Genomic DNA, 19,521 nt, shown 5'->3' on the forward strand with positions numbered 1-19,521 from the left:
AAAGTTTTCTTTTTATTGAGTCGGTTGGCGTTGAGCCTACATCTCGATGCCGCGCTCGGCCAACAGGGCGCGAACGCGGGCGAGGAAATCGACACTGATCGTATCGCCCCAGGCGATTGTGGCCTCAAAGGCTTCCTGGTCAGCGACGCGACGCGTTTCTAGGAAACGCTGGCCGACATCGCTTTGGAAGAAGTCGACGATCACTTGGAGATCTTCCATTGGATATTGGCGGGCATAGATTTCCGCAATGTTCTCAAACAGAGGACCGGTCGACTCCGCCATCTCCAGATAGGCCATGTCTGTCACTTCGGTGATCGTCGGGCCAATGTCGGGGTTGGTGCTTGCCAGCGCGCGGATGATATCGCGACGCTGAGCGTTGAGGGCGTTGATGTAGAGCTGGTTGGCGCCAGAAAGTTCAGCGTAGCGAGCGCCGAGGCGAATGTGCTCTTCGCTCGGTTGCTCATCCTGCGCCAGAACGGGTGTCGCGGTCAGCATGGCCGAGGAACTGACGCCTGCCAAAGCGAGAACAACCAATCCGGCTTTAGCGACGCTGCGCAGCTGGGCTTGGGTGCTTGAGAAAACGTGTTTCATTCGAGGCCTTCCTTAGGCTTTGCATCTGTGGCGCGGCCAGGCGCGCCGAAGGTTTCCATCAACATCCGCGTGCCTGATTTCAGTCGGCACGGATCGGACAATACCCACCACGAGTCACGCGATAGGACGTTCAGACGTGGCGGGCAAGCCCATGACGCAGGGCTCAAGCGATCAACATCTGTCCTACATTACTGGCGTTTGATGAGGTCCACTTGGCCATTCCGGGCGATCAGGGCCTGACTCGCCATACCAATGAACAGGCCGGTTTCGACCACGCCCGGTATCGCGCGAAGCGCTGAATCAAGCCCCGGGACATCATCAATCGCCTGCAGGCGACAGTCGACGATCCAATGGCCGCCATCGGTTTCGAAGGGCGCGCTGTCGGCCTGCGATGTGGCAAGATTACGGCGGATCTCACCGTCTTGTGGCAGGCCGAAGGACGCGTATACCGCACTGATCGCGCGCAGCGTAGCCGTGGCGCCAAAGGGTATGATCTCGATCGGCAAAGGGAACTGTCCGAGCGTATCAACGAGCTTGGTGCCATCGGCGATCACCAACATGTCGTTGGCGGCCGCCGCGACGATCTTCTCGCGCAAAAGCGCGCCCCCGCCGCCTTTGATGAGGTTCAGCTCTGGATCGATCTCGTCGGCGCCATCAATCGCCAGATCGAGCACGGGATCGCGGTCCAAGTCGGTGAGTGCGATGCCCAACGATTCACATAATGAGGCTGTGCGCTGCGACGTCGGCACTCCGCGAACGGTCAAGCCGTCCGTAACCCGATCGGCCAAGGCATGCAAAAACGCCTCGGCGGTTGACCCGGTGCCAAGACCGAGCACCATGCCTTCATCCACCTGTGTAGCTGCAGCCCGACCGACTTCGCGTTTGAGAGTATCCTGTTCCATGGCGTGGTCCATTGCGCGGCGAGCATCCTTATGGTTTGAGGCGGAGGTCCCGACCGTCTGGTTTTTGGGCGACCTCGCTTATCACGCCGTTCGTCGGCCCGTCACCCAAGACCTTCGCAATCCGATGAGGAAAAATGATGAATGCTCCCGCACGCCTGTGCATCTTCGATCTTGATGGGACGCTGGCAGACACCGCTCCAGATTTGGTGGCCGCGCTCAACCGCGTGTTGGAAGAAGAGGGTTTGCCAAGCGCTGATTTCACTACCGCCCGGGCCTTTGTTGGCCATGGCGCTCGGGTGTTGATCGAGCGCGCGCATCGGGCGCACGGGATTGAGCTAGACGACCAAAAAGCCGTCGACCTCACCGAGCGCTTTGTCTCCCACTATGCCGACCATATCGCTGAATGCACCGTTCTTTTTCCCCATGTTTTGGCCGCCATGGACACCATGGAGGCCGATGGGTGGCAGTTTTCGATCTGCACCAACAAACGCGAGAGCCTCGCACGGCAGCTCCTTGCGGAAATGAGCCTGACGCACCGGTTCAAGGCCATCTGTGGCGGCGACACCTTTGCTGAACGCAAGCCGTCGGGCCAGCATATCCTGAAAACCGCTGACGCTGCTGGCGCCGGCGAGGCGCGCATCCTGATGATCGGCGACTCCGCGCCAGATGTTCGGGCCGCGCAAGATGCTGGCGTGCCTGTGGTCGCGGTTTCTTTTGGCTACAGCAATGAGCCGATCGCCACGCTGAACCCAACGGCGATCATTTCCGGCTTTGATGAACTACCCGGCCTGGCTGAGCAGCTGGTGCCCGCGAAAGCTGCTTGACGGTGATCGGGGCGCTGGCTATATCCCGCGCTCCGTTGACGGGCGTGTAGCTCAGCGGGAGAGCACTCGCTTCACACGCGAGGGGTCACTGGTTCAATCCCAGTCATGCCCACCATTCTTCGTTACACTCGAATGCCGGGCATGCCGGATTTTCTTTGGCTCTGAAACCGGCACGGCCGGTTTCGACCGCGCAATGCTGACCATCAGCTTCGTAACGCCGTATCAGCCTTCCAAGGCCTCCAGGTAGGTCCGGCGCCAGGCGTTCACATCGTGCTCAACCAACATGTCCATCAAGGCTTGATAGCGGTCCAGCCGTTCGGACTTTTCCATCCGCAGCGCGGTCTGGATGCCCTCAGCGACATCGCCATCGGAATAGGGATTGACGGTCACAGCCTGCGTCATTTGCTCCGCTGCCCCGGCGAACTGCGAGAGCACCAGAACGCCTGGATCAACAGGGTCCTGCGCGGCGATGTATTCCTTGGCCACCAAATTCATGCCATCGCGTAATGGCGTCACCAACCCAACACGGCTGGCGCGATAAAGCCCCGCAAGCGCGCTGCGAGTTTGGCCACGGGTCGTGAAACGGATCGGCACCCAATCAATGTCTCCAAAGCGCCCATTCACATGGCCGGAAATCTGCTCCAACTCCTCACGGATGCGGGCATAGGCATCGAGCGTGCCACGGGACGGAGGCGCAATCTGCAGAAATGACACCCGGCCAGAGTTTTCCGGATAGTCCTCCAGTAGTTTCTTGAAGCCCTTGAATCGCTCCGGCAGCCCTTTGGAATAGTCGATCCGGTCAACGCCGATAATCTGCTGACGCCCATTGAGAAGATGTTCGGTGCGCGCTTGCGCGATCTCCGCCTCTTGCGAGGAGGCCAGGTCGGCGAAGCTTTCCGCATCGATAGCAATCGGGAAGGCTTTGACCGTGAGCTCGCGACCCATGACGTCGACGGTCGTCGGCCCGATGCGCTTGCCCCCTTCGGCGACCATCAGTGCGATCATGTTCTCCGCATCGCCCTGGGTCTGAAAGCCAAGCACGTCATAGGCGAGCAGCGCGCGCAGCATGTCCGGCGCACCGGGCAACACGTTGAAAACATCGGGCGGAGGAAACGGAATGTGAAGGAAAAAGCCGATCCGGTTGGGCACTTCGGCCATGCGTAATTGCTGGGCGAAGGTCAGATAATGATAATCCTGCACCCAGATCAGATCGTCCGGCTCGACCATCGCGGCAAGGCGCGTTGCAAAGCGCTGATTGACGCGCTTGTAGCCATCCTCGTCCTTGGGATCATAGTCGATAAGGTCAGTGCGATAGTGCAGCAGCGGCCAGAGGACGCGGTTGGCATAGCCCTCATAAAACTGGGCGAAGTCTTCCTCGGTCATGTCAAGGGTTGCGAGCGTGATCGCCGACGCGCCTTGGTCGTGCACATCTCGGTTGATCGGCCCCCAGGTTCCTGAGGCTGAGAGGTTTCCCGACCAGCCAAACCAAAGCCCGCCGCGTTCTTTCAGAGCATCGGCCATGGCGACCGCCAAGCCGCCGGCTTTGCCACCGCTCACCAACGGGCCAACCCGGTTGGAGACAACGACGAGGCGGCGGCTGGTATCTGGCATGCAACGCAAATCCTTCGGATTTAAAATGGCTAGTTCTCGCAGCCGCCCATCAATCGATGAGGCGGCGCAACAGGGAGTGGGCTTGTTGGACGGAACCTAGGGTCAACGTCGCATGACTGAGCTTGGTTCCATCCGGGCCGTCGCCGACTTGCACACCCAACCCGCCAAGGCGTTTGGCCACCTCCATGCCGTCATTGTCGGTGGTATCATCGCCGATCATGACAGGTTTCGCACCGGCCCATTCGTCCAACTCGGCTAGGCGCGCAACCGCGGTGCCCTTGTTCTCGGTTGCCAGGCGAACCTCGACAATGCCTTTGCCGCCCGCGACATGGACGCCCTCATGATCATCGGCCACGCGGCTCAACGTCTCGATCAGACCGTCATGGGTCTCGGGATTGGGCCGAGTGTGAACGGCAATGGCGGTTCCCTTGTCTTCCAGATAGACGCCATCCAGCGCCTTGATTGCATCGGCCAAAGGCGGGCGAAGCGGATCAAGGTCGGCGCCATCGATCAAGGACTGAACCTTGCTGCTGCCCGCCGGTGAGAACTCGGCCCCGTGGCTTGAGGCGACTGGAAAGGCGGTGACATCCAGGTATGTCGAGAGGTCGGCATGGGCGCGGCCGGTTATGATCGCGAGGCGCCTATCAAGCTTGCTGTGCAACTCTGCGAGTAGTCCTGGAAGTTCCTCGGCGACGCTGATCGCTTCGGGCCTTGGCGCGATCTCAACCAGCGTGCCGTCGAAATCGAGGCAAAGGGCGGGCTTGCCAAGGGACTGAATGGCGTCGGCGACTCTTTCGACTGCATCTTGGCTCATTCGGCATTGTCCGCCGTCTGTGTGGTCGAGCCGCGACGTCCCATATGGGTCTCGACGGCGGCAACCACCTCTTCCCAAGCTTGGCGCACGCCCTTGGCACCCCCGGATGCTGGAACCGGCCCCCGGCTCGTTTCAATCATCAGCTCGGTGCGTGTGTCCTGCCCAGTCGGCTCGATGGAGAAGCCCTGCACGGCATCGAACGGGATTCGCTGAACGTTGGTACCGACAACGCTCCAGCGTTTGGCGATAACGAGCTTTCGATCCATGTCGATGATCAATTGCGTGGCGACCAGCCGGTCGAACCCTAGCTTGACTAACCAAAGCCCGGCGAGCGCATAAAACGCGGTCGCGCCGGACACCAGATTACCATCGACGACGCGGCCCACCGCTGCTGCGAGAAAAATCACGCCGAATGTCAGCAGGAAAGCCCCGAAGCCGAGCGCCTGATCGGTAACAAGCAAGTCATTTCCGTGAGTCGTGATGCGCATAGGGGTTTCCGCAGTGCGTTTGGCCGGTTTTCTTAGGCGGCGGCCTTGTCTTTGTCGTACTCAGCGCGCTTCTGATCCACCGTTTGCGCGAACTCTTCAAGATACGCCCACGTGTAAAAGCCCGTGTCATGGCCATCGTCAAAAACCAGCCGCACCGCATAGCTGCCGACGCGCTCAATGGACCGAATGGTCACATTCTCCTTGCCAAGCACCAGCATCTTTGGCCCGGACCCATGGCCTTGCACCTCGGCGGAGGGCGAATAGACCCGCAAGAGCTCGGCCGGCAGATCGGCCTGCAACCCGTCGTCAAAGCTGACTTGTAGAGTTTTCTTTCCAGCTTTTAGCCGTAATTCCGTCGGCCAGCGGTTTGGCTTGCGCTCGGTCATGGCTCCCCGCAACTGTCTGTGACATCGTGAACGCCAAATCCGCTTTACAGAGCGGCAGCGCGGCTTAGGATTGGATCCATGGACAGTCTTACCACAGCACAGCCCCCTCTCATTGACCCATTTGGTCGCACGATCAGCTATCTGCGCGTTTCAGTCACCGATCGCTGCGATTTCCGCTGCGTTTACTGCATGGCAGAGGACATGACGTTCTTGCCCAAGCGGGACCTTTTGACGCTGGAAGAGCTGGACCGGCTGTGTTCAGCGTTTGTCGACCGAGGCGTCAAAAAGCTGCGCCTGACGGGCGGCGAACCGCTGGTGCGCAAGAACTTGATGAGCCTGATTGAAAGCCTGTCGCGTCACTTGAAAACTGGTGCGTTGGAAGAACTCACGCTCACCACCAATGGCTCGCAGCTTCGCCAGCACGCGCAGGCGCTGTACCGCCACGGTGTGCGGCGCGTGAATGTGTCGCTGGACACGCTGGACGCCGACAAGTTCAAGGCCATCACGCGCTGGGGCGATTACGCCAAGGTCATGGATGGCATCGCGGCAGCGCAGGACGCGGGCCTGAAGGTCAAGCTCAACGCGGTTGCCTTGCGCGGGTTCAACGAGGACGAAATCACCGCCATGCTGGCGTTCGCGCATCAACGGGACATGGATCTCACTCTCATTGAAACCATGCCGCTCGGCGATATCGATGGCGACCGCACCGACCAATATCTGCCGCTGTCCGAAGTGCGCCTAAGCCTTGAGAGCGCCTTCACGCTGACCGACCTGCCCGATCAGACCGGTGGGCCAGCACGCTATGTTCGCGTTGAAGAAACCGGCGGACGGCTTGGGTTCATCACGCCGCTCACGCACAATTTCTGCGAAAGCTGTAACCGGGTGCGCGTCACCTGCACCGGCACGCTCTACATGTGTTTGGGCCAAGACGATGCCGCCGATTTGCGCGCGCCTCTGCGGGCCTCAGAAGGCGACGATTTGCTTCACGCAGCCATTGATGAGGCCATCGGACGCAAACCCAAGGGCCATGATTTCATCATCGATCGCACAGGCGCTGCCCCGGCGGTTGCTCGCCATATGAGCATGACAGGCGGATAATCGAGGCACGCTCGGTCGCCTGCGCCCTTGCACTTGCGCCGCGATTGGCGCACCACTGAGCCACGAGGCGAGCGTGAAGCTGTTGCCTTTCGTTCGCTTCGACCCATCCCATGACCCTTACCCCCAACACGCGCGGCATCATCGCGACCTGCCTGGCAATGGTCGGGTTCATCGGCACGGACAGCTGCATCAAACTCGCCTCGCAGGACCTGCCGATCAGCCAAATGATTGCGCTACGCGGGATTGCGATCCTCGCGATCTTGGTCGCCATGGCGTTCGCGACCGGCGCCCACAAGGCCTTGCCGACGTTTAAAGACAAGGCGGTTGGCCTGCGCGCGTTCGGCGAGTGTATGGCCACCTTACTCTATTACAACGCAATCATCGCGATCCCTATCGCCAATGCCAATGCGGTGTTGCAGACGATCCCTTTGGTCATCGTCGCCGTCGCGGCGTTGTTCTTCGGTGAAAAGGTTGGTTGGCGGCGGTGGCTCATGATCCTGGTTGGCTTTTCCGGCGTGCTCTTGATCATTCAGCCGGGCGGCGATGGGTTTATGCCTGCCAGCCTCTGGGCCGTTGCGGCGGTGATCTTTTTCGTCATCCGCGATATGGCGACGCGCTATATCGATCCACGCCTGCCGGCGGTGTCGATCAACCTTGTCACCAGCGCGTCGGTGATGGTGATGGGCTTTATTCTAGCGTTTTTCCAGGACTGGGTGATCCTGACGCCGCAAGCCCTTGCGCTCCTCGGCTTGTCGGCCTGTTTTCTCACCATGGGGTATCTCGCCGTCACTGTCGCGATGCGCAGCGGTGACGTTTCGGTGACCTCACCGTTCCGCTATTCCATCGTGCTTTGGGCGCTTGGCATCGACGCCATCGTGTTCGGCAACAGGCCCGACCTCACGATGATTGTGGGCCTCACAATCGTGGTGGCCAGCGGCATCTACATGATCGTGCGTGAGCGGCAGATCAATCAATCCAAAGACGCCACTCACTCTTCCTCGTAAGGCAGATCAAGCTCGCGGTGGACCCACTGCGTAAAGGCGGCGACCTTCGGCTTCAACCGCGCTGTTGGCGGCATCACAAGGTAGAATGCCAGAGGCGTTTGCAGGCGCAGATTGGGGAACGGTTCGACAAGAAGCCCCTTATCGATATCGCTTTGCGCCAGGGAGGTTCGCGCCAAGGCAATGCCGACGCCGCGCGCTGCCGCATCGATGGCGTGATCGGCATGGTTGAAGCGCAACCCCCTCACCTCACCCTCATAGGTCACGCCAGCGTGCTTGAACCATTCAGGCCAGTTCGGCGCCTCTTTGGTGAAGGCCATCGATTCATCGATGATCAGCGGTTGGGAGGCGATGTCCTGTGGCGTCTTGAGCTGGTGGGTTTCTAAAAAGGTTGGAGAGGCGAGCACCGTCACCTCATCGCCCATCAGCAAGAACTGCTCCAAGCCGGCATAGTTTCCCGGTCCAAAACGAACACCGACATCAACGCCATCGCGGTTGAAATCGACAAGCTTCAGGCTGGCCGAAATGCGCACTTCGATCTCCGGATGCTCGTCCATGAAGCTGAACAGCCGGGGCGACAACCATTTGGCTGCGAAGGACGGACCGGTCGAGACAACGAGCACGTTTTCCGGCGTATCGGCGGACAGGCGATCCACTGCGATCCGCATGCGGGCAAACGCTTCGCGAATGTCAGGATAAAGCAGTTCGCCGGCCTCGGTCAGCGCGATGGCGCGGTTCAAGCGCGCAAAGAGCTCCATGCCTAATCGGTCTTCCAAGGATCGCACCTGATAGGAGACAGCCGACGGCGTCAGATTCAGCTCCTCAGCCGCCAGGGCAAAACTCATATGGCGGGCGGTGGCCTCGAAGGCTTGCAAGCCGTTGAGCGTGGGAAGACGTGACATGGAAGCCCTTTTCTTCGATCTATTCAGATCAAATTTTTTGATGTGATGTCGCAATCTACCCGTTTGTGATCGCTGCTGACAAGGCGCATACATCGTTCAACGCAATCGAGCACATCAAATTCTTCTCACGAAAGGATCATCCCATGTTGGACATCACATCGCGCAAAACGCTCCGCTCGCACATCGACGCTGCTCACACAGCGCGTTCGCAGGCTTGGGCACACTTCTTCCACGCCCTGCTGCACCGAGATTAAGCACCACGCCCTCTCGATGCAGGGCTAGACCCCTCGACCCAAAGGCGAAACCGATGCTGGTCTACTCCTCCCTCCCCGACATCCAGAAAAAACTATCCGAAGGGCGCGCTCTGCGCTCGCAAGCCTGGATTGGCCTTTTCCGTGCCTTGGCCAAGACGTTCAAGCGACTTCACGCCAAGCGCCATCAACCGGCCGACAGGCCGCCGCCGAGCGCCCTTCCCGCCTAACCTCCCGAGCCAGGGCCCTCCCAGACTTAGCTCCTGTCCTATCCCCCCCTTGGCGCGACGGCTTTGTCGCTCTACAATCGAAACATCGCATGGCGTCGCAGGAGACCTCTCCCTGCGGCGCCATTTTGCTGTTTGAAAATCACACTCTGAAAGCAACATCCGGGCATGGCCAACGCCACCGCCGATACTCCGTTTGCGCAACGGCCAAGCACGTTTTTGTTGGTGCTGATCGTGTCGATCAGCCCGCTGACGATGCACATCTATCTGCCGTCTCTTCCAGGCTTGGCTGCCGATCTGCAGGCGAGCGACGCGCAAGTGCAGCTTACCTTGTCGGTCTACCTTTTTGCCGTCGCGGTTATCCAACTCATCGTCGGCCCTGTCTCAGACCGTTTCGGGCGACGGCCAACGATGATTTGGGGACTGGTGTTGTTCTTGATCGCGACCCTGTTTTGTCGCTTCGCGACCAGCATTGAAGCATTGATCATCGCACGCGGTTTCCAAGCGATCGGTGGCTGCGTTGGCATGGTTGTCGGTCGAGCGATCGTGCGCGACGTGGCGGACCGCAGCGAGGCGGCCAGCCTGCTCGGCTATGTAACGATGGGCATGGCAATCGCCCAAATGAGTGGCCCTGCGATCGGCGGACTGTTGGATGGGCTTTATGGCTGGCGCGCATCCTTTGATCTTTTGCTACTGCTCGGCGCCTGTCTGCTTGTGATCGTGTTGGTGACGTTGCGTGAAACACATCACAACCGCCAACGCTCACTATCGTTTGGCGCGTTGGCGCGCAGCCATATGACCTTGCTGAAGGAACCTGGCTTTTGGGCGTTTTCGCTTACTGGCGCTTTGGCCGCTGGCGTGTTCTTCACCTTCATCGGCGGGGGGCCGCTGATCACCCAGCGTGAGTATGGCTTAGATCCGGTTGATTACGGGTTCTATTTCGCAATCATCGCGGCAGGTTATGCTGCTGGGAACTATCTTTCCGGACGCTATGCAGCTCAGATCGGGCCGCCGCGCATGATCGCTGTGGGCAATATTCTTGGGCTGCTTGCCATCGTGATCATGGCGGGCCTGCTTTTTATCGGCGTGATTCACCCGCTCGCCTTGTTCGGCCCCATGTTCCTATCCTCGTTTTCCAACGGTTTCGTCATGCCAAACACCATTTCCGGCGCGCTTTCCGTCCGCCCCGAGTTGGCGGGCACGGCATCGGGCATCAATGGGTCATTGATGGTCTTCGTTGGCGCCATGGCGACCGTCATTGTTGGCACTGTGATCCATCTGGGAGGCTGGCCGTTTGTTCTGATCATGCTCGCCTTTGCCATCGCGGCGTTGCTGGCCGGAATGTGGGCCAATGCGCTGGAGCGGCGGGCGATCTAGGCTGTGGCTGGCAGCGGGCGCAGCTCATCCTCAATGACAATCTCAGGCGGCTTGCGTTTGCCCGCTTTTCGGGCGGCAACATCCTGCCAGATCGTGGCAGCGATCGTGTTGTAGGCCGCTGCATGGGTGCCGTCGGGTTCGGCCACACCAATGGGCGTACCGGCATCGGACGTTTCGCGAATCGCGATGTGCAGCGGGATTTCGCCCAAGAATGGCACACCGAACTTGGCCGCATCATCGCGCGCGCCGCCATGGCCAAAAATGTGCGCCTCATGCCCGCATTTGGGGCAGATATAGGTGGACATGTTTTCCACGATCCCGAGGATCGGCACCTCAACCTTCTGAAACATGGCAACACCCTTGCGGGCATCGATCAGCGCCAGATCCTGAGGCGTGGAAACGATCACCGCACCATCAAGCGGCACCTGCTGGGAGATGGTGAGCTGGGTATCGCCCGTACCCGGCGGCATGTCGATGAGCATCACATCCAACGGCTCATCTTTGGGCGCCCAGGCCACATCGGAGAGCATCTGTGTCAGAGCTGACACGACCATCGGTGCGCGCCACACCATCGGCGTGCCCTCGGCGATCAAAAAGCCCATCGACATGACTTTTACGCCATGGCCAACCGGTGGTGTCGCCTGTTTACTTTCATCGAACTTGGGTGGCGTGGAAACGCCGAACAGTCTCGGGATCGATGGGCCATAAACATCGGCGTCAAGCACGCCAACGTTCAGCCCCTGCGACGAAAGCGCGATGGCGAGATTGGCAGTGGTGGTCGATTTGCCGACGCCACCCTTGCCGGAGGCGACGGCGATGATCGCGCCAATGCCGGAAAAATCGATGCCGCCAATGCGCCGCTGGTTGGGCGGCGGCACGCTCGACTTGGCCGATGGGTCTGGCGCTTTGCTTGGCGCTGGCGCCGCGGTCGGTTTGACGCTGGATTGCGGCACAACACGCTCCGCTGGCGCCTCGGTGCTGAGCACCACAAAGGCCTGCTCCACCTCGGGCACGGACGTCAGCGTGACCTCCAACGCATCGCGCACGGGCTGGTAGATCGCCACGTCATCGGGCGGAACCGAAAGCGTTAGGAACAGGCGGCCATCCTTAAGGGTGGGCGGTGACAGCAGGCCGGTCTTGGACAGCTCGATGCCGGATTTTGGATCGATGATCTGATCGATGGCACGGGCGAGCGCATCAGACCGCGAGCCTTTCGACGCGCTGTCCTTATGGGTCCCGCCCCCAAACACCGATTTGACCTTGTTCCACACCGAATGCGTGCTCCCACACTGCCCCAACTCGCAATCATCAGATTACACGTCTGCATAGCGGTTTAAAACGGTTTCTGAACTGCCGTTACGACACCGTATCGCAACGCTGGCCACGTGGCGGGCAAGCACCCGACCAAAATGCCGCTTTTACGTGCAGGCGCAGAAAAAGAGGCACTTTCAAGGCGCTGTCCCGTTGCACGCGCGTCCCAAATGGTGTGTTCTCAGGCCCGCCTTGCAAAAACCCGGCGCATTTTCATGACGCTGGGACCGTAAGAGCCGACAGGGAACAGTTTTAGGAAAGTTCATATGACTGGATTCAATCGCATCGCCATCGCCGCGATCGCTACGCTAGGAATCGCCGGTGGCGCAGCCACCGCGAACGCGCAAGATGTTGTGCGCATCGGCACCGAAGGTGCCTACCCACCGTTCAACTTCACGGATTCCAATGGCGAGTTGAAAGGCTTCGACATCGATATCGCGCAGGCTTTGTGCGATGAGATGGAAGTGACCTGCGAGTTCGTTGCCCAGGACTGGGATGGCATCATTCCAGCGCTCCTGGCCAATCGTTACGACGCCATCATCGCCTCCATGTCGATCACCGAAGAGCGCATGGAAGTCGTTGATTTCACCGATAAATATTACCAAACGCCGGCACGCTTCATCATGCGCGAGGGATCGGATATCTCCGACACGTCGCCCGAGGCTCTGGCCGGCATGACCATCGGTGCGCAGTCGGCAACGATCCACGCCAACTTCCTGGAAGACGTCTACTCGGAGTCAGACATCCGCCTTTATCCAACGCAGGATGAGGCCAATCTTGATCTGGCTGCAGGCCGCATCGATCTGATCCTTGCCGATTCCATCGTGCTTTACGAATGGCTGGAAACCGACGACGGCACATGCTGCACTTTTGTTGGCGATGCCTATTCCAATCCAGAGTATTTCGGCTTTGGGGCCGGAATCGCTCTGCGCCAGGAAGATGATGAACTGCGCGAGCGCTTGAACGCCGCGCTGGCCGCCATCATCGAAAACGGCACCTGGCAGGACATCAACGACCAGTATTTCCCGTTCTCGATCTACTAAGCAGATCGATAGGAACCACGCGCTGCGCGCTCCGGCGCGCGGCGCCCATCTGCCAGGCTGGCTTCCAACGAAGCGCGACCGGGCAGAGGAGCGTGCATGAGTGAGCTGTTTGGGCTTTTGGCCTTCGGGGCCGACGGGTGGGGTGATGAGCTTGCCGCCGGAGCGTGGCTGACCATTCGTCTGGCGCTCGTAACGCTGCCCTTCGGCCTACTGCTTGGCCTTTCCATCGCGCTCGCCAAAGAATCCAGCAACACCTATCTTCGCGCAATCGGCAACACCTACACGACGGTGTTTCGCGGTCTGCCAGAGCTGCTGACGCTGTTCGTCATCTACAACATGATCCAGCTGCTGGCGAACCGGGTCGTGCAGATGATCGCGCCAGGATCATCGTTCGAAATCAGCGGCTTTGCGGCTGGCGTCGTGGCACTCGGCGTCGTGTTTGGCGCATTTTCCTCTGAAGTGTTTCTTGGCGCGATCCGCGCCATTCCCAAAGGCCAGGGCGAAGCCGGACGCTCGCTCGGCCTCACCGCCTTCCAATCGTTTCGTCTGATCACCCTGCCGCAGCTTTGGCGGCTTGCCCTGCCGGGTCTTGGCAATCTGTGGCTGGTCCTCATCAAGGACACGTCGCTGGTCTCGGTGATCGCACTCAACGATCTGCTGCGCCAAACACAGGTGGCGGTGGGCGTGACCAAGGAGCCGTTCTTTTTCTATCTGATCGCCTGCCTGATTTATCTGGCCTTCACCCTCATCTCCACGGTTGGCACCAATGCGCTTGAGCGGCGCGCCAATCGGGGGTTTGCGGCACGATGAGTGGCGCGCGATGACGGATCAAACGGTCACCAGCCAGACGGTTTCCACGCCTGTGTCGCCAACGACCACCCGCACCCGGCCGCACCGCGCACCCCCGGCAAGCGGGCCGTTTGGATTGAAGAAAGCAACCTTCGACAGGCTGGTGTTAGCGGCGATCATCATCGGGTTGGCCGCCTGGATCATTCCCGGCATCAATTGGCGGCTCGTTGACCGCTATTGGGACCGCTATCTGGAAGGCATCCTGGTCACCTTCCAACTGGTCCTTCTGTCAGTAGGCATTGGCGCGCTGCTGTCGCTACCGATTGCACTCGCCAGGCTTTCAAAGCGCAAATGGCTGACGCTACCGGCGCGCGCCTACATCACGTTCTTCCGCGGAACGCCGCTTCTGGCGCAGCTTTTCCTGCTTTACTATGGAGCAGGCCAATTCAACGAAGCCTTCGAGGCGGCGGGTATCTGGTGGTTTTTCCGTGAGCCCTTCTATGTGGCGGTGCTGACCTTTACGCTCAACACGGCTGCGTATCAGGCCGAGATCATGCGTGGCGCCATTCAATCGCTACCGGCTGGCCAGGCCGAGGCAGCGCAAGCGCTTGGCATGAGCCGCTGGCCTATCTTCTTCAAAGTGACGTTGCCTCAAGCTTACATCGTCGCCCTGCGCCCGCTCGGCAACGAACTGATCCTGATGATCAAGGGCTCGGCTATCGCCTCGATCGTCACCGTCCTCGATCTGATGGGCATAACGAGCCTTGCCTATGCGCGCTCGTTCAACTTCCAGGCCTTTTTCTGGGCGGCGCTGCTTTATCTGATCGCGGTTGAGGCCGTGCGCCGGTTGTGGGATCGGTTGGAGCGCCGCCTGACCCGCCATTTGGCGCTCGCGCACTAAGGCGTTTTGCGTTTCATCTGAGACCATCTATCGCAAATCGCGTTCGACCAAGGGTCGAGGCAGCAACTTGCGATGACTGTCAAACGCAAAGCGCTCTAGTCAGATAGCGCGCAGCGTCCTATGCCCACAGCCAACGAAACACTTGGCGGAGGGCCTATCATGGCAAATGTTGCATTCATCGGATTGGGAGTCATGGGTTACCCGATGGCCGGGCATCTGGCGGCCAAGGGTGGCCACGACGTCACCGTCTACAACCGCACCGACATCAAGGCGCAAAACTGGGTCGATCAGTATGGCGGGCAAATGGCGCCCACGCCGGCCGAAGCAGCCAAAGGCTGCGACATGGTGTTCGCCTGTGTCGGCAATGATGATGATTTGCGCGCAGTGACGACCGGCCCGGATGGCGCGTTCCAATCGATGCGCGCCGATACGATCTTTGTCGACCACACCACCGCGTCCGCTGAGGTGGCCCGTGAGCTTGGTGCGGCGGCCGATGCGGACGGCTTCAGGTTTATCGATGCGCCGATTTCAGGCGGTCAGGCCGGCGCGGAAAATGGCGCTCTGACGGTGATGTGCGGCGGTGACCAAGCGGTGTTTGACCGCGCCAAACCGGCCATTGATTGCTACTCCAAGCAGGTGGGTTTGATGGGGCCGATAGGTTCAGGCCAACTGACCAAAATGGTCAATCAGATCTGCATTGCCGGCCTAGTGCAGGGCCTATCAGAAGCCATCGCCTTTGCGCAAAAGGCAGGTCTTGATGTGGAGGCGGTCATTGGCGTCATCTCCAAGGGCGCGGCGCAAAGCTGGCAGATGGAAAACCGCTGGAAGACTATGAACGAGGATGCGTTCGACCACGGCTTTGCGGTGGATTGGATGCGCAAGGACCTTGGCATCCTTCTTGATGAAGCCAAGCGCAATGGTGCGTCCCTACCGGTGACCGCGCTGGTCGATCAGTTTTACGCCGATGTGCAAGGCATGGGCGGCAATCGTTGGGATACGTCCAGTTTGATCAAGCGGTTGACGTAGCCGCTGGAGCGTCATCCCGGCCTAAGGAAGCGCTAGACACTCGTCGCCGTACGTTTGTCGACCTTCATATAATCCAGCGGCAGGGCCGTTGTGTACTTGATCTCCTCCATCGCGAAAGACGAGGAGACGTCAGACAGGTCGATCTTTGCGACGAGCTTTTTGTAAAACGCGTCATAGGCACCAATGTCCGGCACAACCACCTTCAACAGGTAATCGATGTCGCCCGATAAGCGATAGAACTCGACCACCTCGGGCATGGCACTTACCACTTCGGCAAAGCGCTTCAGCCATTCATCGGTATGCTGGTTGGTGCGCACCGAAACGAAGACCGACACGCCGGCCGCAATCGCCGGGCCGTTGAGCAATGCGACGCGCTTGCGGATGATGCCGGCCTCTTCCAGTTTCTGGATGCGGCGCCAGCACGGCGTGGCCGACAGCCCAACCCGCGCGGCAATCTCATTCATCGATAAGGTCGTATCGTCCTGAAGCGCCGCGAGGATGCGCCGGTCGATCACATCGAACGCCAAGTCTTGCGAACTCATTTTAGGAAATCCATTCAGAGAGAACTGATTTGCGTTGGTTGAGGCATTAGCACACCAATCGCGCAATGACTATGCGTCTGGGGGTGTTTCCAGCGCCTCGCCGATCCGCGTCCTGAGGATCGGCACCAACTCGGCCTCAAACCAGGGATTGCGCTTCAGCCAACCTGTGTTGCGCCAGGAGGGGTGAGGCAGGACGATGACTGGCGCCTGCTCTACGGCGTTTAAATCGTCTGCCTGCGCTTGAATGGTGGCCGTCAGGTTCTCCCGGCGGCGGTCCGGCAAGTGGTAGTCACGCGCATAGCGACCGATAACCAACGTCAGACCGAATGGCGGGCGGCTGGCAAAAAGCTGATCGTGCCACGTCTGTCGACATTCACGTCGCGGCGGAAGATCGCTGCCCTTGGCATCATAACCGGGAAAACAAAAGCCCATCGGCACAATGGCAAGCTGGTTCGCGTCGTAGAAGGTCAACTCATCAAGTCCGAGCCAACCTCGCAAACGGTCGCCGGACGGATCTGTAAAGGGGCGCCCGGAGGCATGGACACGTGCGCCAGGGGCTTGGCCAGCCAAAAGGACGCGGGCGGTGCGCGAGAGCTGAAGAACCGGGCGTGGATCGTGCGGCAAAGCGGGCAGCTTTTGCGGCGCCAAACGACACAGTTGGCAGGCGCGGACCTCTGCCAGCAGGCCATCCAAATCAGCGGTTTTCATATCCGGTTAACTCTGATCGGCAAGGCTCTGTTCACTCTTTTGGCAGACTTTGGGCTGTACGCTGCGCGCCAGCTTTCTCTCAGCATTCAAGGCCCGATGTCGACTCGCTTGCAAGCTACCAGTGTTTCCAGCCTCGCGCAGAGCCGAGCGCGGGCTGATCGACGTCGCGATACACGCTCAGCTGTGCGTGGTGTGCGCGAGCGGCTGAACTCGGCGACCGGGCAAACGCTGACCTTCGAACAACAGATTGTGCGGCTGTTCGCCGGCAATCATTTGGGCGGATTTGCCTTCCAACTTGTCTTTGCACTTGCCGTTTGTGCGGCCGCCTTCTTCGTGCTGCCGACTGCCATTGCGGCGACCTGGTCGGCGTCGATCGTTTTGGTGCAATTGGTCATAGCGCTGCTGGCGCGCAAAGTCTGGCGCGAAGACCCTGACAGCATCGATCCCGTGCGCTGGGTCCGTCACTTCTCCATCGCCGAAACGGTACGCGGTGTGGTTTGGGGCCTGCTGCCCATCAGCCTCTATCTGGTTGGGCTGCCGACCGGCCTTGAGTCGATGGACCCGCTCATGTTCTCCATCCTGATCGTCGTGATCGCGACATCGGCGATGTTGAACCACCATCTGCCGATCACCGCCGCCTGTGCGACGACGCCAATTGCTGTTTGCTACGCGATTTCGCTGGGTGTGCGCGGCGACGCGATCAACATCATCATGGCGATCGGCGCGCTGGGAGTGCAGTTGTTCTTCTTGATCATCGCCCAGAAAATGCACCGCACGACGCTCGCACTCCTGGAGGCGCGCGCGCAGACTGATGACATGATCGCCGAGTTGGAACAGCAGCGCGGCATCGCCGAAGAAGCACGGCGCCGCGCCGATGATGCGAACCTGGCCAAATCGCGGTTCTTGGCGACGATGAGTCACGAGTTGCGCACGCCGCTCAATGCCATTCTTGGATTTTCCGAGGTTCTGAAGGGCGAGGTTCTTGGACCGCTGCCAAATGACCAGTACCGCGAATACTCCAACGACATCCATGAATCCGGCGCGCATCTGCTCAACCTGATCAACGAGATTCTCGATCTCTCGCGCATTGAGGCCGGCCGTCATGAATTGAACGAAGAAGCCGTGCAGATCGCGTTCACCGTTGAGGAGGCAGCCCATCTGCTGGCGATGAAGGCCAAGAGCAAGAGCATCATCGTTCATGAAAACTATGAAGAAGGGATGCCGAAGCTGTGGGCCGATGAGCGCGCGGTTCGTCAGATCACGCTGAACCTTCTGTCCAATGCGATCAAATTTACCCCGCTGAATGGCGAGGTGACGGTGCGGGTCCTCTCCACCCAGGATGGCGGACAGATGATCGAGGTGCGCGATACTGGCCCCGGCATTCCAGAGGATGAAATCCCAGTCGTGCTCTCATCCTTCGGTCAGGGCTCGATTGCCATCAAAAACGCCGAACAAGGAACCGGCCTTGGCCTTCCCATCGTGCAGGCGTTGATGAAGACCCATGGCGGGCGCTTCGAGCTTCATTCGAAACTGCGCGAAGGCACGCTTGTGCGCGCGATCTTCCCTGCCGAACGCGTCATGCAGGCGATCCCTGCCATGTCCAACGAGCGCGCGGCTTAACTCTCGGAGTCTTTGGGCAGCGTCGTCACCTCTGGCAACCCGATGTCGGCGAAGGTCGCCATGCCCGAATGGGTGGCCGCGGCCGATTTCACCACCATGGCGGCAAGTGCCGCGCCGGTCCCCTCGCCTAGCCGCATGCCAAGATTAAGCAGCGGTTTTTTCCCCATTGCGTCGAGCGCCTTCGCGTGAGCCTTTTCCGCTGACACGTGGGCGAACAGGCAATGGTCGAGCAGCGCCGGATCGATGGCATGCAGCACAGCGGCAGATGCGCTGGCGACGAAGCCGTCAACGACAACGGGAATGCGTTCGGCGCGGGCGGAGATTATGGTCCCGGTCATCGCGGCGATCTCGCGGCCACTAATACAGCGCAGAACTTCCAGCGGATCATTGAGGTGGGATGCATGTAGCTCCAGGCCCTTGCCGATCGCCGCCACCTTGCGCGCGCGTTGCTCGTCATCCGCCCCAGCGCCGTCGCCCACCCAGTCTTCAACATCGCCGCCGAACAAAGCGGCGTAGATCGCTGAGGCTGAGGTCGTGTTGCCGATGCCCATTTCGCCGAGACACACCAGATCGACACCGCCGGCGATGGCCTCCATCCCGAAAGCGATGGTGGCAGCGCAGCCTTTTTCATCCATCGCCGGTTCCTCGGTAAAATCGGCGACCGGCATGTCGAGTGCCAGATCGAAGACCTTCAAACCAAGACCGTGCAACGCGCAAAGCTGATTGATCGCCGCGCCACCCTGCATGAACGTGTCGACCATGGTCTGCGTGATTTCCATCGGCCAACGCGATACGCCCTGGGCGTGGACACCGTGATTGCCGGCAAAAAGCGCCACGATTGGGCGGGTGATCTGCGGTTTTTCCACGCCCTGCCAGCCGGCCAGGAAGAGCGCGATTTCCTCAAGCTCGCCGAGCGATCCGGTCGGTTTGAGAAGGTTGGCATTGCGCAGGGCTGCGCGGCCACGCGCTTCCAAATCAGGTTGGGTGAGGCGTTCAAACAAGGCGCGAATGTCGTCAAAAGGCAGGCCGGTCGCGGTGGGCACGGTGGTGGGTCCTCGCAGGAATGGGTTTGCTCGGCGCCATACCGTGGGCAGCAAGAACGCGCAATT

The 19,521-nt window shown here is 60.0% G+C and carries 21 protein-coding genes and 1 tRNA gene; 11 read left to right on the top strand and 11 right to left on the bottom strand.

All coding sequences use genetic code 11. The features are described 5' to 3' along the window. Window positions 1-36 precede the first annotated feature (36 nt). Both JJ917_07390 and rpiA read right to left on the bottom strand, forming a co-directional pair. A complete protein-coding gene (locus tag JJ917_07390) occupies window positions 37-591 on the bottom strand; it encodes a DUF2059 domain-containing protein (GenBank protein MBO6698635.1) in 555 nt (184 codons plus the stop codon). A gap of 188 nt (window positions 592-779) precedes the next feature. Continuing rightward, window positions 780-1,493 (bottom strand): ribose-5-phosphate isomerase RpiA, encoded by a 714-nt coding sequence (gene rpiA, locus JJ917_07395; GenBank protein MBO6698636.1) that lies wholly within the window; start codon window positions 1,491-1,493, stop codon window positions 780-782. Window positions 1,494-1,627: 134 nt separating this feature from the next. Between rpiA and gph the strand changes: the two genes are divergently transcribed. Together gph and JJ917_07405 are read left to right on the top strand one after the other, a co-directional pair. Further along, complete coding sequence (gene gph / locus JJ917_07400; protein ID MBO6698637.1) at window positions 1,628-2,317, top strand: phosphoglycolate phosphatase; 690 nt, start codon at window positions 1,628-1,630, stop codon at window positions 2,315-2,317. A gap of 40 nt (window positions 2,318-2,357) precedes the next feature. Beyond that, window positions 2,358-2,432: transfer RNA gene (locus tag JJ917_07405), tRNA-Val, on the top strand. 107 nt (window positions 2,433-2,539) lie between these two features. On the opposite strand, the gene JJ917_07410 is transcribed toward JJ917_07405, so the two are convergent. Genes JJ917_07410 through JJ917_07425 form a run of 4 tightly spaced genes read right to left on the bottom strand, consistent with a single transcriptional unit; the run spans window position 2,540 to window position 5,616 of the window. Continuing rightward, window positions 2,540-3,928, bottom strand: a complete 1,389-nt coding sequence (locus JJ917_07410; protein MBO6698638.1) for a trehalose-6-phosphate synthase — start codon at window positions 3,926-3,928, stop codon at window positions 2,540-2,542. Between the two features lie 49 nt (window positions 3,929-3,977). Next, a complete protein-coding gene (otsB, locus tag JJ917_07415) occupies window positions 3,978-4,742 on the bottom strand; it encodes a trehalose-phosphatase (protein ID MBO6698639.1) in 765 nt (254 codons plus the stop codon). After that, the gene (locus JJ917_07420) at window positions 4,739-5,230 is read right to left on the bottom strand and encodes a hypothetical protein (GenBank protein ID MBO6698640.1); all 492 of its coding nucleotides are present in this window, start codon (window positions 5,228-5,230) and stop codon (window positions 4,739-4,741) included. Before JJ917_07420 ends, otsB begins: the two co-directional genes overlap by 4 nt. Window positions 5,231-5,262: 32 nt before the next feature. Further along, entirely contained in the window at window positions 5,263-5,616 is a 354-nt protein-coding gene (locus JJ917_07425; GenBank protein ID MBO6698641.1) for a DUF971 domain-containing protein, read from the bottom strand. 78 nt (window positions 5,617-5,694) lie between these two features. Between JJ917_07425 and moaA the strand changes: the two genes are divergently transcribed. Both moaA and JJ917_07435 read left to right on the top strand, forming a co-directional pair. After that, window positions 5,695-6,714, top strand: coding sequence for a GTP 3',8-cyclase MoaA (gene moaA / locus JJ917_07430; protein MBO6698642.1), 1,020 nt, complete (start codon window positions 5,695-5,697; stop codon window positions 6,712-6,714). A 110-nt stretch (window positions 6,715-6,824) separates the two neighbouring features. Next, window positions 6,825-7,718 carry a DMT family transporter gene (locus JJ917_07435; protein ID MBO6698643.1) on the top strand — a complete coding sequence of 298 codons (894 nt, stop codon included), beginning with the start codon at window positions 6,825-6,827 and terminating at the stop codon, window positions 7,716-7,718. Here the strand turns inward: JJ917_07435 and gcvA are convergent. After that, on the bottom strand, window positions 7,703-8,617 hold the full coding sequence (gcvA, locus tag JJ917_07440) for a transcriptional regulator GcvA (GenBank protein ID MBO6698644.1): 915 nt from the start codon (window positions 8,615-8,617) through the stop codon (window positions 7,703-7,705). The two genes, JJ917_07435 and gcvA, sit on opposite strands and share 16 nt — an antisense overlap. A gap of 307 nt (window positions 8,618-8,924) precedes the next feature. On the opposite strand from gcvA, the gene JJ917_07445 reads away from it, so the two are divergent. Together JJ917_07445 and JJ917_07450 are read left to right on the top strand one after the other, a co-directional pair. Then, on the top strand, window positions 8,925-9,098 hold the full coding sequence (locus JJ917_07445) for a hypothetical protein (protein MBO6698645.1): 174 nt from the start codon (window positions 8,925-8,927) through the stop codon (window positions 9,096-9,098). Between the two features lie 165 nt (window positions 9,099-9,263). Continuing rightward, window positions 9,264-10,472: a multidrug effflux MFS transporter gene (locus tag JJ917_07450; GenBank protein MBO6698646.1), complete on the top strand. Its 1,209-nt coding sequence runs from the start codon at window positions 9,264-9,266 to the stop codon at window positions 10,470-10,472. On the opposite strand, the gene JJ917_07455 is transcribed toward JJ917_07450, so the two are convergent. Beyond that, window positions 10,469-11,644 (bottom strand): Mrp/NBP35 family ATP-binding protein, encoded by a 1,176-nt coding sequence (locus tag JJ917_07455; GenBank protein ID MBO6698647.1) that lies wholly within the window; start codon window positions 11,642-11,644, stop codon window positions 10,469-10,471. The two genes, JJ917_07450 and JJ917_07455, sit on opposite strands and share 4 nt — an antisense overlap. A 405-nt stretch (window positions 11,645-12,049) precedes the next feature. Between JJ917_07455 and JJ917_07460 the strand changes: the two genes are divergently transcribed. From JJ917_07460 to JJ917_07475, 4 genes are all read left to right on the top strand, one after another. Beyond that, window positions 12,050-12,826 carry an ABC transporter substrate-binding protein gene (locus tag JJ917_07460; GenBank protein MBO6698648.1) on the top strand — a complete coding sequence of 259 codons (777 nt, stop codon included), beginning with the start codon at window positions 12,050-12,052 and terminating at the stop codon, window positions 12,824-12,826. A gap of 96 nt (window positions 12,827-12,922) precedes the next feature. Beyond that, complete coding sequence (locus JJ917_07465) at window positions 12,923-13,636, top strand: ABC transporter permease (GenBank protein MBO6698649.1); 714 nt, start codon at window positions 12,923-12,925, stop codon at window positions 13,634-13,636. A gap of 10 nt (window positions 13,637-13,646) precedes the next feature. Then, window positions 13,647-14,516: an ABC transporter permease gene (locus JJ917_07470; protein ID MBO6698650.1), complete on the top strand. Its 870-nt coding sequence runs from the start codon at window positions 13,647-13,649 to the stop codon at window positions 14,514-14,516. A 159-nt stretch (window positions 14,517-14,675) separates the two neighbouring features. Further along, window positions 14,676-15,542, top strand: a complete 867-nt coding sequence (locus tag JJ917_07475) for an NAD(P)-dependent oxidoreductase (GenBank protein MBO6698651.1) — start codon at window positions 14,676-14,678, stop codon at window positions 15,540-15,542. 32 nt (window positions 15,543-15,574) lie between these two features. On the opposite strand, the gene JJ917_07480 is transcribed toward JJ917_07475, so the two are convergent. After that, entirely contained in the window at window positions 15,575-16,084 is a 510-nt protein-coding gene (locus tag JJ917_07480) for an Lrp/AsnC family transcriptional regulator (protein MBO6698652.1), read from the bottom strand. A gap of 69 nt (window positions 16,085-16,153) precedes the next feature. Beyond that, the gene (locus JJ917_07485; protein ID MBO6698653.1) at window positions 16,154-16,792 is read right to left on the bottom strand and encodes a uracil-DNA glycosylase family protein; all 639 of its coding nucleotides are present in this window, start codon (window positions 16,790-16,792) and stop codon (window positions 16,154-16,156) included. Window positions 16,793-16,888: 96 nt separating this feature from the next. Here JJ917_07485 and JJ917_07490 point away from each other — a divergent pair, with 96 nt between their 5' ends. After that, window positions 16,889-18,412: a HAMP domain-containing histidine kinase gene (locus JJ917_07490; protein MBO6698654.1), complete on the top strand. Its 1,524-nt coding sequence runs from the start codon at window positions 16,889-16,891 to the stop codon at window positions 18,410-18,412. Here JJ917_07490 and cobT read toward each other — a convergent pair. Continuing rightward, on the bottom strand, window positions 18,409-19,455 hold the full coding sequence (cobT, locus tag JJ917_07495; protein ID MBO6698655.1) for a nicotinate-nucleotide--dimethylbenzimidazole phosphoribosyltransferase: 1,047 nt from the start codon (window positions 19,453-19,455) through the stop codon (window positions 18,409-18,411). The genes JJ917_07490 and cobT overlap by 4 nt on opposite strands. Window positions 19,456-19,521: the final 66 nt, after the last annotated feature.

The sequence above is a fragment of the Hyphomicrobiales bacterium genome, from assembly GCA_017642935.1.
Taxonomy (GTDB): domain Bacteria; phylum Pseudomonadota; class Alphaproteobacteria; order Rhizobiales; family MH13; genus MH13.